The organism is Kordiimonas pumila (genome assembly GCF_015240255.1).
Lineage (GTDB): Bacteria > Pseudomonadota > Alphaproteobacteria > Sphingomonadales > Kordiimonadaceae > Kordiimonas > Kordiimonas pumila.
Genome location: NZ_CP061205.1, coordinates 3,521,051 through 3,537,783 on the forward strand (window position 1 = coordinate 3,521,051; position 16,733 = coordinate 3,537,783).

Genomic DNA, 16,733 nt, shown 5'->3' on the forward strand with positions numbered 1-16,733 from the left:
TCTACAAAAACCGGCCAATAACATCTTTATATGACCGGCTTACTTTAAGTTCCGTTCCTCCCTCCAGTTTTAAAAAGCATTCACCATTAGCGTGAGGACGCACCTCCTTTACCTTATCAAGATTGATAATGGTTGACCTGTGAACTCGTTGAAACACTTTTGGGTCAAGGCGTTTTTCCATGGTTTTCATGGTTTCTCGCAAAATATGCGTTTTATCGCCCACATGAATGCACATATAATCCCCTGCGGCATCAATATAGCTAACATCCGCCACATCAATAATGGTGATACGCCCTCTATCCTTAATCCTCAGGTGTGGATCAAAACGAGCGCTTGGCATTTCTACAGGCTTTTCAAGAATAGCGGTTAAGGCTTCAGAGGGTGGGTTATCCATCTTCTCAAGCAACTCCAGCAGCCGCGCATTCTGTTCTACGGCAGCGCGCTGTGAAAGCGCATCCCGTACCCGTTCAATGGCTTCCGCGAGCCGGTCTTCTTCCACCGGTTTTAAAAGATAATCAAGGGCATGAGCTTCAAAAGCATCAACGGCATATTGATCATAAGCTGTTACAAAAATCACCAGTGGAATTTCTATTTCACCCACCAGCGAGCGCACAACAGAGAAACCATCAAACCCTGGCATTTGAATATCCAGAAAAACCAGGTCAGGCTTTTGTTCTTTAATAGCCTTTACCGCTTCGCGACCATTCGCACAGGTGCCTATAATAGTAATATCTTCGTGTACCTGAAGCCGAATTGAAAGCCCCCTTAGAGCAAGAGGTTCATCATCTATGAGTAATGTTTTGATAGCAGCCATATATCTTTCCCAAATCTGGTTAAATTTTAAGGCTGTTTTTTGCGTTCGCAAGGAATTTCAATAAAGATTCCAAGTCCGGTTGGCTCCAGATTGCGAATTTGAAGCTGATGATCGTCAGTATAAATCTGTTTTAGGCGTTCCTTGGTATTCACAATACCAACGCCAGACCCTGATTTGCTAACAATATGATCAGGATCTTCCATGCCTGGGCCACTATCAATTATTGAAATCAATAATCGGTTATTTGCAATGGTGGCCTTCAGCCTGATCTGCCCACCATCAATAGACGGAGCAACGGCATACTTAATGGCATTCTCAATAAGAGGCTGTAAAATTAGGCTAGGGATAAGGGCATCTCGCGCCCGCTCATCAATATCAAAGTCCAGTATTAACCTGTCCTGAAAGCGCACCTTTTCTATGTCAAGATACAAGCCTAAAGCGTGGAGTTCCTGATCAAGTGTCACTCGCTGTGTCGGCTGGTTTACAAGTGTATAGCGCAAAAAACTTGAAAGCTTCGTGAGCATTCTATTGGCATCAACTTCTGACTTTTCTAGCACCAAGGTTGAAATCGCATTCAGTGTATTAAAAAGAAAATGCGGATTAAGTTGATATCGCAGCATTTTCAACTGTGCCTGATGTGCCATTGCCGTTGCTTTCAGCGCACGCTCCTGCTGTATCTGAAAACCCCTGTAATAATGATATCCAAAATAAATGGCGGACCACGCAAATATCACCGTTGATTCAAACATGGCATTGCCCAATTTTTGTAGCCCTTGATAAGGCTCATCATTCGGAATTAAGAACGGCAAAATAGAGGTTTCAATGGCAGAAAAAATAGCGCCAAGCGACGCACTGGCAGAAAAAACCGCAAGAATAATAAAGGGCTGGCTAAGGTTACGCACAGTCCGGTAAAAATAACGTAGCGCAATAGTAATCAAGAAGCCGACAAATGTTGTTACTAGTACAACTGGCAAATACTCCAAAAGTTGCCACCCTGCAATCATGCCGTGAAATGTACGCACCATGCCATAGCCGATCCAGCCCCCCACTTGAAAAGTCCAGAAGGAGCGTTCCTTGCTATTAAAAAACCACGTCATGGTCATAACTCTAACTCATTCAGAATAGGCCGCATCCAGTCTTGTCCTTACGACGAACAACAACTGCACACGTTCAATACCATCTTTCAGAAAGATTGATACTATCTAGCGCCCCTAGACCATGAAATATCAATGCGACAAACCGAGTATACAACGCGGCAAGATGGGAAAAAGCACCGAAGGAAAGAATGTACTGGCCTAAACTTTATTCAGGCTGCTCGTCATCGTTACCTGTATCGGCATCTGAGGTGCCCCCATCCTTGGGTTTCTTTTCCCACTCTTCAAAATCACCAAGGCCGCAGCGGTTCCATGACTGACCAAAGCTATCAAGCACCGTAATCAGATCAAAACGGCACAGTTGACCAATGCTGGTACTGTAAGAATATCTTTCTTCTACAGCGAGCCTACTGCATTTACGCGGTAAGCGGTTCACATAAGCAGTTTTACCAGGGGCTCTAAAAAATATTGTCTGATCATCAATGATAATAGAATCGCGTAACCGATTGAGGGAAACACAGCGGCGTGTTTTACCCGTTGGCACATAGTCTTCCTCAAGCTTGGCAAGTCGCTTTTCTGACTTGCTCATCTCGGTATCATCAGTAATGGCCGCTCCGGTTATCAACACAGCAACCAAGAACGAAGATAATATTTTAACAATCATTATACATATTCCTGTAGCCCAGACTGTCATAGTAAAGATGACTGCCTTAACAGACGCTGAACAACACTTATATTTAGAGAAGCAGGCTTACAATGTTTTTTCTAGCGCGCTTTGCATTAGAATTCGTAAATCAGCACCAAGCCTAGCCAACGCAATTTGCTCTTTTTTGCCAAGTCGCTCTAACGAATCATCAAATGCCAAGCCGTGTACTTGCGCAAGCTGCAATAAATAAGCAACAAAAGCATCTGCTCTTGCCCGCAGTATCCACCCAAAGGGTTTCTTGGGAGCAGCATTATCGCTACAGAATTGCTCAAACACCTCAATCATATGAGGTAAAAGCGCGGCACCAATATGCTTTAGACCAACACAAAAAGCCTCAAACGGTGGCAACTCATCAAGGCCTTCAACAACAGGTGTATCCTGCTGACAAGATGCAATCCTCTCGAGTTCTTTCACCATGGTTCCCAGTGTTTGATCCAACGTAACTGCCAGATCATCAGCCACTTCCTGCTCGGTCGGTGAAAGCAACGTTCTACCGCTTGCCTCTAAGCTGTGTAAGCTCGCGCTGACAAAGTCAATGATGGTAGCCTGCTCGTTCACGATTGTTCCTTTTGATGTATGCGCTACCTATAGCGGTTGCCGAGACGAACAACAAACATCTTCTCATTTCCATTCATACAGCGAAACAGTGCTCATACTCAACACTGGACACAAAGCTGTGTCGCTTTGACGCTGACCTTATATGCAACCTTAATACAAATGAGAATGAAAAAAAATTGCAGATTTCATGTTTTTGCGATTGATTATTAATTACAGGTATGTTTTTATGCTGGTACAAGCATCGCAGTTCAAGGGGCGAGGCTTGTACGCCGAACCTGACAGCGGCGTTAGATGGCGGGCCAATCCTGTTGGCCCTGGACGCCCGCCAGACCTTTTGTTCCTAAGGCAAAAGACAAGGCCGTTTTCCAACCAGCCATGGGTAGGAAAACGGCCTCACTTTTTACAACAATCTATATGCAATAAAGGCCGCACACATGATACGGCCTTTATCCTTGAATGTATGCTATTCTAGTGTAGTGATTTCACAATCTCTTCCACCATTTTCTTCGCATCAGAGAAAAGCATCATGGTGTTATCGCGGAAGAACAATTCATTCTCAACACCCGCGTAACCACTACCCATCGAGCGTTTGATAAACAGCACAGTACGCGCCTTTTCAACATCCAGAATTGGCATACCAAAAATCGGGCTGGCTGTATCTGTTTTTGCTGCCGGGTTTGTCACATCATTGGCGCCAATAACAAAAGCCACATCCGCCTGAGAAAACTCGCTATTGATATCTTCAAGCTCGAACACTTCATCATATGGCACATTGGCTTCTGCAAGCAGCACATTCATATGCCCAGGCATCCGGCCCGCAACAGGGTGAATAGCATAAGACACTTCAACACCTTCTGCCTTCAAGGTGTCTGCCATTTCTTTCAGGGCATGCTGCGCTTGTGCGACCGCCATACCGTACCCCGGTACAATGATAACCTTGCCTGCATTTTTCATAATGAAGGCTGCATCTTCCGCAGACCCCTGCTTCACTGGTCGTGTTTCAGCACCGACACCACCAACAGCTGCGGCAGCATCACCGCCAAAGCCACCTAGAATAACAGAAATAAAGCTCCGGTTCATACCCTTACACATAATGTAAGATAGGATAGCCCCTGATGAACCCACAAGCGCACCCGTAACGATTAGAGCCGTGTTAGCAAGCGTGAAACCAATGCCTGCCGCAGCCCAACCAGAATAGCTGTTCAGCATAGACACAACCACCGGCATATCAGCGCCGCCAATAGGAACAATAAGCAAAAAGCCGATCAGGAAGGCAAGCCCTGTCACAATCCAAAAGATACTAATCCCAGCAATCGCCGCTGATTGATCATTGCAAAACCATGCAATACCACCAACAATACCCACCGCAATTAGAATGTTTATCATGTGCCTACCCGGTAACATGATTGGCGCACCAGACATCAGGCCCTGTAATTTGGCAAAAGCGATGATGGAACCAGAGAATGTGATGGCACCAATTGCAATACCCAGTGTCATTTCAATTTTTGATGCCATATGGATATGCCCTGCCATATCTGCAATACCAAAGGCAACCGGGTTCAGAAAGGCGCTGCCTGCCACAAACACAGCAGCAAGACCCACAAGGCTATGGAAGGCAGCTACAAGCTGTGGCATCGCCGTCATGGCTATTTTACGGGCAATGACAAAGCCTATACCACCACCCACAACAATAGCGCCAATGATCCAATCATAAGACACAATCTCAGGGTTAAGAATAGTTGTAATCATCGCGATAGCCATACCGACCATGCCGTAAATATTACCTTTACGGCTAGTAACAGGGCTCGAAAGGCCACGCAGTGACATAATGAAACAAACAGCAGCGACCAAATAAGCCACCGCCGTCATATCAACAAGGAATTGATCAGACATGTTCGTGGCCCCCTATTTCTTTTTCTTATACATGGCCAGCATGCGGGCAGTAACCGCAAAACCACCAAATATATTAACGGAAGCAAGCGCAATTGCTATCGCTCCCAGAAGTTTTGAAATAGTAGCCCCTTCAGGGCCCGCTGCAATAAGGGCACCTACAATGATCACGCTGGATATAGCATTTGTCACAGCCATCAAAGGAGTATGAAGTGCAGGCGTTACCGACCAAACCACATAATAGCCAACAAAAATGGCCATTAAGAAAACACTGAACTGCTGAATAAACGGATTTACAAGAATATCATGCATCTTACTGCCCCCCTGTCAGGCGTGGGTTCACAATCGCACCATCTTTAGTAATGAGCGATTCACGGACAATTTCATCTTCAAAGTCGATCTGGAGTGCGCCCTCTTTTACGTGGGGTGTAATATAATGCACCAAATTCCGAGCATACAGCGCAGAAGCATCAGACGCTAACCGCGAAGGCACATTTTTGTGGCCCACAATTGTCACGCCGTTCACTTCAACAACTTCGCCAGCCTTAGACAAAGCACAGTTACCGCCTGCTTCCACAGCCAAATCAACAATCACGCTGCCCGGTTTCATGGACTTTACCATTTCCTCGGTAATCAGCACAGGTGCTGGGCGCCCCGGGATTAAGGCCGTCGTAATAGCAATATCCTGCTTGGCCAACGTTTCAGCAATAAGCTTCGCCTGTTTGGCTTTATACTCAGGGCTCATTTCTTTGGCATAACCACCAGCAGTTTCAGCGGCGGCTGTTTCTTCATCTTCAACCATAACGAATTTACCGCCAAGACTTTCCACCTGTTCTTTGGTGGCTGCACGAACGTCAGTGGCACTTACAATAGCACCAAGCCGCTTCGCTGTAGCAATAGCCTGCAGGCCAGCAACACCAACCCCCATGATCATAACTTTTGCCGGTGCAATTGTACCCGCAGCTGTCATCATCATTGGGAAACCACGGCCATAAACTGCCGCTGCATCCAGAACGGCTTTATAGCCAGCAAGATTAGATTGGCTAGAAAGTACATCCATAGACTGCGCCCGCGTGATACGTGGTACAAATTCCATGGCGACTGCCATAATGCCCGCATCAGCAAAAGCTTGCATGCGGTCTTTCTCAATGAAAGGATTTAGGCTGGACAGTAACAGCGCACCTTTTTTTGCTAGTTTCGCATCAGCAGCTTCCAGCCCCTGAATTGAAAAAATAACATCTGCTTCTTTGATTGCAGTTTTTAGATCAGGAGCAATTTTTGCACCAACTGCTTCAAATGCAGAATCAGGGAGTGATGCTGCAATACCGGCACCAGCTTCAACTGTGACGGCAAATCCAAGCGCCGTTAGTTTTTTGACTGTTTCGGGTGATGCCGCTACACGCTTTTCAGCTTCGCGTCTTTCCCGAATAACCGCTAGTTTCATAGGAAGTCCTCCAAAAACGGTTAATGACTATTGTTTAACAGGCAAATCGGCACCAGAAACTTTTGATGGTTACGGTTCATGCCCCCCATGAGCCGTTCTAGCCTTGCGCAAGAAACTAGAGCAATTGTTTCTGTACGCAAGAAAATATCCTTACTAGCTCTAAAAAGTTTCAGATAAACATTAGGTATCTTTTAACAAATGTCCCAATATGATACATATTGCGTACAATCGATTCGGGGTAGATGTGGTATGAATGAAAAACGCATACTTATTGTGGAAGATGAACTAACGCAGATTACCCTATTAGAGGGTATTATCAAAAAGGCAGGCTATTCTGTAGAAACAGCCACCTCTGGCAAAATTGCAACACAGCGCATCTTAAATACCAACGCGCCTGCGCTTGATGTTATCCTCCTTGATCTCATGATGCCTGAAATGAATGGGATTGAAGTACTGCAAGCGATTCGCCCATCCCTGCCAAACTTGCCTGTGATTATGTTAACCGCACATTCTTCCATCAGCACCGTGGTTGATGCCATGCGCGCAGGCGCAAATGACTTTATCGTAAAACCTGCCAGTGCAGAGCGTATCCGTACGGCGCTGGATGCAGCGATTAAAACCACGTCATTTGTGGGTGAAATAACCGGCGTTTCAGATAAAGGCGGTTCCATTAATTTTGATAGCATGGTGGGTAAAAGTGCCGGTATTAAACACGCCATCAAACTCAGCAGAAAAGCGGCAACTGCAACCATTCCTGTGTTAATTGAGGGCGAATCCGGTGTTGGAAAGGAAGTTTTTGCACATGCAATCCATGCCGCCAGCGATAGGAAAAATAAGCCTTTTGTAGCTGTAAACTGTGGTGCCATTCCTGAAAACTTGGTTGAAAGCATCCTGTTCGGCCATGAAAAGGGGTCCTTCACCGGCGCCACAGAAAAACGGATCGGAAAATTTCAGGAAGCGCACGGTGGCACCCTGTTTTTGGATGAAGTGGGGGAGTTACCCCTTGATATTCAGGTAAAGCTACTGCGCGCTATACAGGAAAAAGAGATTGACCCTGTCGGCGGCAAGCAAAGCACACAGGTTGATATCAGGATTATATCTGCCACCAACCGTAATCTTGCAGAGCGTGTGTCAGATGGGGCCTTCCGGGAAGACTTGTTCTACCGGCTAAATGTATATCCAGTTTTATTACCTCCCTTGCGAAACAGAAAAGATGACATTCGTGATCTAGCCGAATACTTTCTCTCACAAATTTCTGAAATGGAAGGCCTGCCCAAATGCAGTCTATCTGAGGCTGCCGTCACCGCTATAATAGAATATGACTGGCCCGGTAATATCCGGCAGTTACAAAACGCCCTGTTTAGAGCCGTTATTCTAACTGATCATGAAACCCTGCAACCACAGGATTTTCCACATTTAATGATAGAAGGCAGCATACAGCCGTCAGCACCTGTAGCATTCCTACCCTCTACCGCCTTTAAAGGGCCACAAGAAGATGTGTATTTGTCTCTGCATAATACGGATGGGCATATACGGAACCTTGCCGACCTGGAAAAAGACATCATCAAAGCAGCCCTTGGTCGTTATGAAGGCAAAATGACAGAAGTCGCAAAAAGACTGAAAATTGGCAGGTCTACCCTGTATAGAAAGCTGGAAGAATATGGTCTTGGTAAATAAGGTACTTCTATGATTGGCGTTTTTGATTCTGGTTCTGGCGGCGTAACGATTTTGGAAGCCCTGCATAAACAGCTACCCAAACAAGATTTTCTTTATCTGGGTGACCATGCCAATGCCCCCTATGGCCACAGAAGCAACCAGCAGATCGTTGACCTGACGCGAAAAGGTGTGGATGCCTTAATGCAACGGGGCTGTACTCTTGTGGTACTGGCCTGCAATACCGCAGCAGCCGTGGCACTGAGAAGCCTTCAGCAAACTTGGCTACTTGATAACTACCCAGACCGCCGCATCTTGGGGGTACTTGTACCAATGGTCGAAGCGATTACCGAGGTACCATGGTCGCAAGAACACCCCGGTTCACATAAAAAACGTCCTCTGAATGTTACATTATTTGCCACAAAAAAAACGATTGAAAGCAATGCATACGGCGAAGAGATAAAAAAACGCGCCAATCATATAAACCTCACAGCTAAAGCTTGCCCCGGCCTTGTCGATGCTATTGAGGGCGGTGCTGGATATGCCCCCATTGCAGGCTTGGTAAGCGGTTATGTCAGTGAGATCCTGAGTAGCAGGCCAGATGCAGCCGTTCTCGGCTGCACACATTTCCCACTCATAAAACGACACTTTGAAGCCGCGCTTGGAGACAAAATTGCTTTGTATTCCCAGCCTGAAATTGTCGCTCGTGCTTTGATAGATTATCTGGAAAGGCACCCGGAATTTACGGCAAGCCCTAATGAAACGGGCCGCGTTACTCTGTTAACATCGGGCGACCCGAAAGATGTTACGGCGGCAAACCAGTATTTACCGCCGCATTTGCAGACATTCATAAAGCTGTCTACATAGTCCCCAATATTATTCGCTTACAGGCTCAGGGCGTTCACCGCCTTCAATCGCATGCAGATAAACATCCAGCAGGCTCTCTATTTCTTGCCGCTCTGCCTGATCCATCTTGCGAATAGCGATAACTTTACGCATTATTTTGGTATCGAACCCTACAGCCTTAGCCCCGGCATACACTTCCTTGATATCTTCAGCGATACCTTTTCTTTCTTCTTCCAAACGTTCAATGCGCTCAATAAAACTGCGCAACTGATCTCCAGCAACACCACCAGCCTGTACCATGCCTTCATACTCCATAGGGCTACAATTCGGCCGCACTCTAACGTGTGAAAATGAGAGGATCAATTCCCAACTGAATTTTTATTAGTTTGGTGATTTCATCTGTTGGCATTTGAGTGAAATAACGTCTTAATAGGGTTTATGGCACAAGTAGCAGATATTTTTATTATTGGAGGCGGTATTAACGGGGTTGGCATTGCCCGTGATGCCGCTGGTCGTGGTTTAAAAGTGATCCTAGCTGAAAAGGATGACCTTGCATCTCACACGTCATCATCAAGTTCCAAACTGATACATGGTGGTCTCAGGTATCTGGAGCACTATGAGTTTCGGCTGGTTCGAGAATCGCTTATGGAGCGTGAAATATTATTAAACGCTGCGCCACACCTTATTAGGCCACTACGTTTTGTCTTACCGCACCACAAAGGATTACGGCCAGCCTTTATACTGCGCTTAGGGCTTTTTTTATATGACTACATTGGTGGGCGCAAAATTCTACCACCAACAAAAACCCTTGCCTTAACCAAACACCCACACGGAAAACCGCTTAAGCCTACACTTACAAAAGGCTTCGAATATTCTGATTGCTGGGTTGATGATGCCCGCCTTGTAGCCATGTCTGCCGTAGATGCTGCCAGACATGGAGCAACAATCCTAACCAGAACAAAGGTATTGGGGGCAAAAAGGCAAAAGGGCTTGTGGAACATTACCGTGCGCGAGCCAAACGGCGAGATGCACGTAATAAAAGCCTCCGCGCTGGTCAATGCGGCCGGGCCTTGGGTTGATAAAATAGAAGATAAGGCTTCCCCGCCCCCCCAAAGCAGCAAACAGATTAAAATGGTAAAAGGTAGCCATATTGTAGTGCCCCGCCTTTACCACGGCGAACAGGCTTTTACTTTCCAGCATACTGACGGGCGTGTTATTTTCACCATCCCTTACGAGAATAATTATACCCTTATAGGTACTACTGATGTTGCCTTCAGCGGCGACCCTGACCAAGTATCAATTGATAAACATGAGAAAGAATATCTTTGCAGCGTTGTCAGTGAATATTTGGAAGCCCCAGTAATACCTGAAAGCATTATATGGTCCTATGCAGGCGTCAGACCGCTTGTTGACGACGGCGCAGAAAATGCCTCAAAAACCACCCGTGATTATGTTCTGGAGCTTGATACACAGGAAGGCGCGCCTATGCTAAGTGTGTATGGCGGTAAAATAACCACCTTCAGGTGCCTTGCCGAAGAAGCACTAGAAAAACTACAAGCTTTCCTTCAATACGGCGGGCAACCTTGGACAGCATCTGCCCCCCTACCCGGCGGGGAAATGGGCTATGAAAACATTGTCTTTTACATAGGCGCCATAAAAACAGCATACCCTTGGCTACCTGATAGTCTTTGCCATAGATACATAAGATCATATGGAACGCTTACAGAAACCTTGCTAAGCCGCAAAACATCTCTTGAAGATATGGGGCAAGCTTTTGGGGCCAGCTTATATGAAGCAGAGCTTGTATATTTAAAACAACACGAATGGGCTACAACTGCAGAAGATGCCTTATGGCGGCGCTCAAAACTGGGCCTCCATATGACAGAGGAAGAACAACACTCTGTCGCACAGTGGTTTGAAAGCCAGCCTTAACTTTGGCCGCGAGCGGCTTTGTTTTTTGCAACACTAACATTCATGCGCTCTAGCTGCTCATCTGTTGCGGGTGCTTGATACTTTTCTTTATAGGCGCTGTAAGGCATGCCGTAGATGCGCTCACGCGCAGTATCTTTTGTAACAGGTTGCCCCTGCTCCTCTGCTGCTTCCTGATACCAATCAGAAAGACAGTTACGACAGAAGCCACCGTACCCCATAAGGTCAATGTTCTGAACATCCTTACGGTCATCTAAATGTTTTAGCAGGCGTCTCAATACGGCCGCATCAATTTTTTCCTGATTTGATGTCATAACTTTCCCCTAATAATACTGAATAGACATTATATCGTGACGCTCGGTACATTCATCAAGTACATCTGCAAGCAAAGCGGCCCATTCACTTGTCATCTTATCATCTGCAAGCAAGTCCTGCCTAATCTCGATGGTGGTTTGAGGCAGGCCATTGTCAGCACCATGTCGCTGCATGGTATAATATAGGTCTTTCCCTGAATATGGCAGATTATCACCAACAATAAGGTCTGTCTCACGCTCCAACAGCCCGATCATTGCTTGTGCAAGGCGCGGGTCTTTATTCCACAAAAATCCAATATGCCAAGGGCGGCCCTCATCTTTCATAACGGGTGTGAAACTGTGCATCCCAATAATGATAGGCGTTTTTCCAGCATTAAGGTGTTTTTCAACCAAATCTGCGCATGCCATATGAAACGGCACGTAATAAGCCTTTTTACGAGCAGCAACTGCGCTTTCCGGCAAATCACGGTTAGCCGGGATAATAGTACCATCACTCTGCGGCGGTATCAGGGTTGCATGGTCGGGTTCTCTGTTACAATCAATCAGCAGCCGCGAGACAGGCGCAAGAACCCCTGCCACGCCCATCATGGAACAAATTTTTCTGGTTACCTCTGCTGCACCAATATCCCACGCTATGTGGCGCTCTAAGTCTGCCTGACCTAAGCCAAGGTTTTGATAGTTTTCCGGAATATGGTTTGTTGCATGGTCACAGAGGATAATAACATCGCCAATAACATTGGGGTTCAAAATTTCGCTAGCAAGGCTAAAGTTTGTCATAAATCACCAGTCAGAGCATGAAGATTTGAAGGCATTACAAGAAAGTACTGGACCTTTTGCCAGCTTTAACGCAGCATCTGGCAAAATAAAAGCCCCCAATGAACCAATTTGAAACAACACTATCCATATGGAGGCACATTTGGCACCCACCGCTGTCCCTGAGTTTATAAATATTCGACGCAATCGTAAAACACGTATTGTCGCAACACTGGGGCCTGCCTCCAGTACATTCGAACAACTTAAAGCATTGGCAACTGCAGGAGCGGATGTTTTTCGCCTGAACATGAGCCACGGCGAACACAAGGACAAAGAAGCCCTTGTCCATACGATACGCGCTGTTGAACGAGAAATAGGCAGACCGATTGCCATTCTCGCAGACCTTCAAGGTCCTAAGCTGCGTATTGGTACATTTGCAAACGGTAAAATTACCCTCAAAAACGGCGACACCTTCACCCTTGACCTAACGGATGAACCCGGCACACAAGACCGTGTTGGCATGCCTCATAAAGAAATTTTCTCTGCTATTGATGCTGGTACGCAAATTTTGCTCGATGACGGTAAAGTCCGTCTTGAAGTCACCAAAGCGGAAACAGTAAAAGCTGAATGCACGGTAATTGTTGGCGGCGTGCTTTCTGATCGTAAGGGCGTGAATGTGCCAAACGCTGTATTACCGCTTGCTGCTCTCACAGAAAAAGATCGTAAGGATCTGGCCTTTGCCCTCAAGTGCGGCGCTGACTGGATAGCGCTGTCTTTTGTTCAGCGTGCCGCAGATGTTGCAGAAGCCAAAAAACTGGTTGCAGGGCGGGCAGCGGTGATGGCCAAAATTGAAAAGCCCGCGGCAGTTGAAGCACTTGATGAAATTATTGAACTCTCTGACGGTGTAATGGTGGCACGCGGCGATTTGGGTGTTGAAGAGCCAGTTGAGAAAGTACCGGGCATTCAGAAAAAAATTATCCGCAAATGCCGCCTAGCAGGCAAGCCTGTAGTTGTTGCAACGCAAATGCTCGAATCAATGATCAAATCACCCGTACCAACACGGGCTGAAGTGTCTGACGTTGCAACCGCAGTTGCAGACGGTGCTGATGCGGTCATGCTATCTGCTGAATCAGCTGTGGGGGATTACCCTATAGAAGCGGTTGCCGTTATGGACCGCGTGGCACGCCGTATCGAAAATGAGCCCGACTACTTACTGGGCAGCAGGCTTGATACTGGCACCTATAACACCCGTATTGAAGATGCCGTTACAGCTGCGGCACGCCAAGTAGCCGAATCTATTTCGGCATGCGCTATTGTGACCTTCACCACATCTGGCTCAACAGCCCTACGCGCAGCAAGAGAGCGCCCCAAGGTACCTATCCTTACACTCACCCCAAAAATGTCAATTGCACGCAAGCTAGCGATTGTATGGGGCATGAATACGATTAAGACCAGAGATGTCACTTCTTTTGAAGAAATGGTCGGTAAATCGCAGCGTATGGCAGTGCGTAGTGGTCTGGCAAAAGCTGGAGACAGAATCGTTATCACTGCTGGCGTGCCTTTTGGCACACCGGGGGCCACAAATGTGCTGCACATTGCCTGGATCAACAAAACCACTGTTTAGGCAGAGAACATCTTTAGGCACCTAAAATGATAGGTGCCTAAAACGGCGTGACCACAAATCTTTCTTTAAAGTAGCTGGGTCGCGGAAGGTATGGCACTGCATACCTATCTTTTCTGCAGCCCGAATATTATCAAACCGGTCATCAATAAAAAACGTTTCCTCTGGCACCAGTCCAAAGCGTTTTATAGCAATATCAAAAAGTGCAGGATCAGGCTTCACCAGTTTTTCTTCACCAGAGACAACCACTCCATCGAACAGGTCTGTAAAGGCATAGCTTTTACAAAACAGGGGCCATTTTTCAGCAGAGAAGTTCGTAATTGCATATACAGGCATGCCTTCAGCGACCAATGCGCCCAAAACATCGACAGTGCCTGTTATAGTCTCACCAATTGTTTCAGCCCATTTTGTATCAAAAGACTGAATAAGATCTTCATACTCTGGAAACTGTGCCGATAATTTCCGCACGCCCTCGGCAAAAGGGCGGCCCCTATCGTGCTCGGTATGCCATGCAAGTGTCACAACATTTGTCAGAAAAAAATCCAGCTCAACCGGATCAGCTATAAGCTTTTCATACAGATAACGGGGATCCCACCGCACAAACACATTGCCAATATCAAAAAGAACAGCAGAAATCTGCTTCATAAACTTACCCCGCAAAGAAAAAGCCGTGCCACTCTACATACGAGTGCACGGCTTAATCAATAACTTAAATAGGGGGGTATTAACCCTGACGCGCCTTGAAACGACGCTGAGTCTTGTTAATAACGTATGTACGTCCCTTGCGGCGAATCACACGGCAATCGCGGTGACGTGTCTTAAGAGACTTCAGGCTATTGCGAATTTTCATGGCTCGCCTTCCTAAAAATCAGTTTAAACAATGCCTTTTCCATACCAGTTCAAATGCTTTTAAACTGCATGGTTAAGGCGGAAACAGCACAATTGCCATTTCCCGAATCCATTGGGCGCGGAACATAAGGGTGAGAGCCGTTTCTGTCAATAGCTTCTGGAAGCAATTTCATTGAATACTAAAATTGCACACCTAAAACCAAGCGAGGTGCACAAAACAGGGGCGCCCCCCATGCCCTGTGGAACGCCCCATTCCCCCCTGTTTGTAAGCAGGGGTAGTCCGCTCACGCTTTACCGCGTCAGTTTCATGATAATACCATAACTGGACTATTATGACAAACAAAAGCCGATTCTAATTTACCCAGAGGGCTGACAGAGGTTTTGCCCTAAAACCCAATATCCTTTATCGTACTTTTCCTATATTGACCTCAAGGGTATGAAGCATTACCCGTGGGCAGCAAATAGTAACAACGAAAGAGGACAGCATGCTTGTTTCAAGTTCATTCGACAGCGGCAACATAGACGTTATTTCTGTAGAATCGCCAGCGGATATACGCCTTAAAATCAGGGCAGACCATCAGTCTGAATTTCTTCAGTGGTTCCATTTTCGCCTTTCTGGTGTTGCTGATACTGCATGCACCCTAACGATAGAAAATGCAGGGGATGCTGCTTATCTTGATGGCTGGAATAACTATAGCGTATGCGCCTCATATGACCGCGAAACATGGTTCCGCATTCCCACAAGCTATAATGGCAAAGAGCTTACGTGGCACTTTGAACCCGATTCCGATAGCATTTACTTTGCCTACTTTGCACCCTATTCGATGGATCGTCATGCCGACCTGATTGCAGATGTCGCGGCTTCACCCATAGTGAAGACACACGTTCTTGGCCACACTCTAGACGGGCAGGACATGGACCTAGTTGAAGTTGGTTATGGTCCAGAAGGTCGCAAAAAGATATGGCTCTGCGCTCGCCAGCACCCAGGCGAAACCATGGCTGAATGGTGGATGGAAGGCGCGCTTGAATTTTTGCTGGATGAAGACAACCCTGTTGCTAAAGGCCTCCTTGAAAAAGCACATTTTTACATTGTGCCCAACATGAACCCTGATGGCTCAAAACGTGGGCATTTACGGACAAATGCGGCAGGCGTAAATCTGAACAGAGTGTGGGAAAACCCAAACCCAGCAACAGAACCAGAAGTATATCTGGTTCGCAAAAAAATGCTTGAAACTGGTGTTGATTTCCATATGGATGTACACGGGGATGAAGCCCTGCCTTATAATTTCTTGGCAGGCTTCGACGGCGTACCGTCAGCCAAAGAAGCACGGCTGGATCTATTTTACAAATACCGCGATACACTGGCATCTATAACACCAGACTTTCAAACAGAAAAAGGCTATCCGGTTGATGTGGCAGGCACTGCCAACATGGGTGTATGCACCAATTATATGGCAGAAGCTTTCAAATGCCCTGCCATGACGCTTGAAATGCCATTTAAAGACAATGCAGACCTGCCCGACACACTCTATGGCTGGAGCCCAGAACGGTGCCGTAATCTAGCCATTGCATGCCTAAATGCCCTGTACCAAATAGTAGACGAGCTTTAAGCCCCTTCAAAACTGCATAAGCTAATAACAGTGTGCCCCGCCTCTTGCAGGCGGGCACTACCGCCAAGGTCAGGTAAGTCAACCACAAAGGCACAAGCTGCAATATCGGCACTCTGTGCCTTTATGAGCTGCACACCGGCTTCAGCTGTGCCACCTGTTGCTATGAGGTCATCAATCAGCAAAACACGCATACCTTTCTTAAAACTACCCGTATGCACTTCCAGCACAGCCTCGCCGTATTCAAGTCTATAGGCTACCCGGATAACGCTACCCGGAAGTTTGCCTTCCTTGCGGAGCGGCACAAAGCCTTTTTGAAGCCTCCCGGCAAGTGCCGCCCCAACAATAAAGCCTCGAGCATCTATACCCGCAATCACATCAAAGCGTATACCAGACAAAGCATTAACCATACTATCGAGCATCAGTTCAAAGCCAGCAGCATCTGCAAACAAGCTTGTAACATCTCTAAACAGAATGCCCGGTTTTGGAAAATCTGGAATTGTTCGAATATAGTCTTTCAAAGCCATAACTATCTGCACCGTTACCATAGAGAGTTTAAATAATAGCAGCCTTTTCATTAACAGGCTCTGGGCCTAGAGGCACCCTAAAAAAGGTCTGGAACAATAGTGAAAACTTATTGCGGCTATAGTGAAAG

The 16,733-nt window shown here is 46.6% G+C and carries 18 protein-coding genes; 5 read left to right on the plus strand and 13 right to left on the minus strand.

The genetic code is table 11. From position 1 onward, the window contains the following. Position 1 precedes the first annotated feature (1 nt). The 7 genes from ICL80_RS15625 to ICL80_RS15655 all read right to left on the minus strand — a co-directional run bounded on the left by ICL80_RS15625 (position 2) and on the right by ICL80_RS15655 (position 6,506). A complete protein-coding gene (locus ICL80_RS15625; RefSeq protein ID WP_194213656.1) occupies positions 2–814 on the minus strand; it encodes a LytR/AlgR family response regulator transcription factor in 813 nt (270 codons plus the stop codon). A 26-nt stretch (positions 815–840) separates the two neighbouring features. Then, entirely contained in the window at positions 841–1,911 is a 1,071-nt protein-coding gene (locus ICL80_RS15630) for a sensor histidine kinase (protein ID WP_194213657.1), read from the minus strand. A 205-nt stretch (positions 1,912–2,116) separates the two neighbouring features. Further along, positions 2,117–2,572 carry a hypothetical protein gene (locus tag ICL80_RS15635; RefSeq protein WP_194213658.1) on the minus strand — a complete coding sequence of 152 codons (456 nt, stop codon included), beginning with the start codon at positions 2,570–2,572 and terminating at the stop codon, positions 2,117–2,119. A gap of 87 nt (positions 2,573–2,659) precedes the next feature. Further along, complete coding sequence (locus ICL80_RS15640; protein ID WP_194213659.1) at positions 2,660–3,172, minus strand: hypothetical protein; 513 nt, start codon at positions 3,170–3,172, stop codon at positions 2,660–2,662. Between the two features lie 468 nt (positions 3,173–3,640). Next, positions 3,641–5,065 (minus strand): NAD(P)(+) transhydrogenase (Re/Si-specific) subunit beta, encoded by a 1,425-nt coding sequence (locus tag ICL80_RS15645; RefSeq protein ID WP_194213660.1) that lies wholly within the window; start codon positions 5,063–5,065, stop codon positions 3,641–3,643. A 12-nt stretch (positions 5,066–5,077) separates the two neighbouring features. Further along, a complete protein-coding gene (locus ICL80_RS15650) occupies positions 5,078–5,374 on the minus strand; it encodes a proton-translocating transhydrogenase family protein (protein WP_194213661.1) in 297 nt (98 codons plus the stop codon). A gap of 1 nt (position 5,375) precedes the next feature. Further along, positions 5,376–6,506, minus strand: a complete 1,131-nt coding sequence (locus ICL80_RS15655) for a Re/Si-specific NAD(P)(+) transhydrogenase subunit alpha (RefSeq protein ID WP_194213662.1) — start codon at positions 6,504–6,506, stop codon at positions 5,376–5,378. Between the two features lie 249 nt (positions 6,507–6,755). Between ICL80_RS15655 and ICL80_RS15660 the strand changes: the two genes are divergently transcribed. Beyond that, the gene (locus ICL80_RS15660; protein WP_194213663.1) at positions 6,756–8,183 is read left to right on the plus strand and encodes a sigma-54-dependent transcriptional regulator; all 1,428 of its coding nucleotides are present in this window, start codon (positions 6,756–6,758) and stop codon (positions 8,181–8,183) included. A 9-nt stretch (positions 8,184–8,192) separates the two neighbouring features. After that, a complete protein-coding gene (gene murI / locus ICL80_RS15665; RefSeq protein ID WP_194213664.1) occupies positions 8,193–9,026 on the plus strand; it encodes a glutamate racemase in 834 nt (277 codons plus the stop codon). Positions 9,027–9,035: 9 nt separating this feature from the next. Here the strand turns inward: murI and ICL80_RS15670 are convergent, their stop codons facing one another. Beyond that, positions 9,036–9,305 (minus strand): DUF2312 domain-containing protein, encoded by a 270-nt coding sequence (locus ICL80_RS15670; RefSeq protein WP_194213665.1) that lies wholly within the window; start codon positions 9,303–9,305, stop codon positions 9,036–9,038. 138 nt (positions 9,306–9,443) lie between these two features. Between ICL80_RS15670 and glpD the strand changes: the two genes are divergently transcribed. Further along, on the plus strand, positions 9,444–10,937 hold the full coding sequence (glpD, locus tag ICL80_RS15675) for a glycerol-3-phosphate dehydrogenase (RefSeq protein ID WP_194213666.1): 1,494 nt from the start codon (positions 9,444–9,446) through the stop codon (positions 10,935–10,937). Here the strand turns inward: glpD and ICL80_RS15680 are convergent. Beyond that, positions 10,934–11,248 (minus strand): DUF1244 domain-containing protein, encoded by a 315-nt coding sequence (locus ICL80_RS15680; RefSeq protein WP_194213667.1) that lies wholly within the window; start codon positions 11,246–11,248, stop codon positions 10,934–10,936. The two genes, glpD and ICL80_RS15680, sit on opposite strands and share 4 nt — an antisense overlap. 9 nt (positions 11,249–11,257) lie before the next feature. Further along, complete coding sequence (locus ICL80_RS15685) at positions 11,258–12,025, minus strand: N-formylglutamate amidohydrolase (RefSeq protein ID WP_194213668.1); 768 nt, start codon at positions 12,023–12,025, stop codon at positions 11,258–11,260. Between the two features lie 139 nt (positions 12,026–12,164). Here ICL80_RS15685 and pyk point away from each other — a divergent pair, with 139 nt between their 5' ends. Next, positions 12,165–13,625, plus strand: coding sequence for a pyruvate kinase (gene pyk, locus ICL80_RS15690; protein ID WP_228073606.1), 1,461 nt, complete (start codon positions 12,165–12,167; stop codon positions 13,623–13,625). 21 nt (positions 13,626–13,646) lie between these two features. On the opposite strand, the gene ICL80_RS15695 is transcribed toward pyk, so the two are convergent. After that, positions 13,647–14,267: an HAD family hydrolase gene (locus tag ICL80_RS15695; protein ID WP_194213670.1), complete on the minus strand. Its 621-nt coding sequence runs from the start codon at positions 14,265–14,267 to the stop codon at positions 13,647–13,649. A 79-nt stretch (positions 14,268–14,346) separates the two neighbouring features. Continuing rightward, positions 14,347–14,472 carry a type B 50S ribosomal protein L36 gene (gene ykgO / locus ICL80_RS15700; protein ID WP_194213671.1) on the minus strand — a complete coding sequence of 42 codons (126 nt, stop codon included), beginning with the start codon at positions 14,470–14,472 and terminating at the stop codon, positions 14,347–14,349. A 484-nt stretch (positions 14,473–14,956) separates the two neighbouring features. Here ykgO and ICL80_RS15705 point away from each other — a divergent pair, with 484 nt between their 5' ends. Next, positions 14,957–16,081 (plus strand): M14 family metallopeptidase, encoded by a 1,125-nt coding sequence (locus ICL80_RS15705; protein ID WP_194213672.1) that lies wholly within the window; start codon positions 14,957–14,959, stop codon positions 16,079–16,081. Here ICL80_RS15705 and ICL80_RS15710 read toward each other — a convergent pair. Further along, positions 16,078–16,605: an adenine phosphoribosyltransferase gene (locus tag ICL80_RS15710; protein ID WP_194213673.1), complete on the minus strand. Its 528-nt coding sequence runs from the start codon at positions 16,603–16,605 to the stop codon at positions 16,078–16,080. The two genes, ICL80_RS15705 and ICL80_RS15710, sit on opposite strands and share 4 nt — an antisense overlap. Positions 16,606–16,733: the final 128 nt, after the last annotated feature.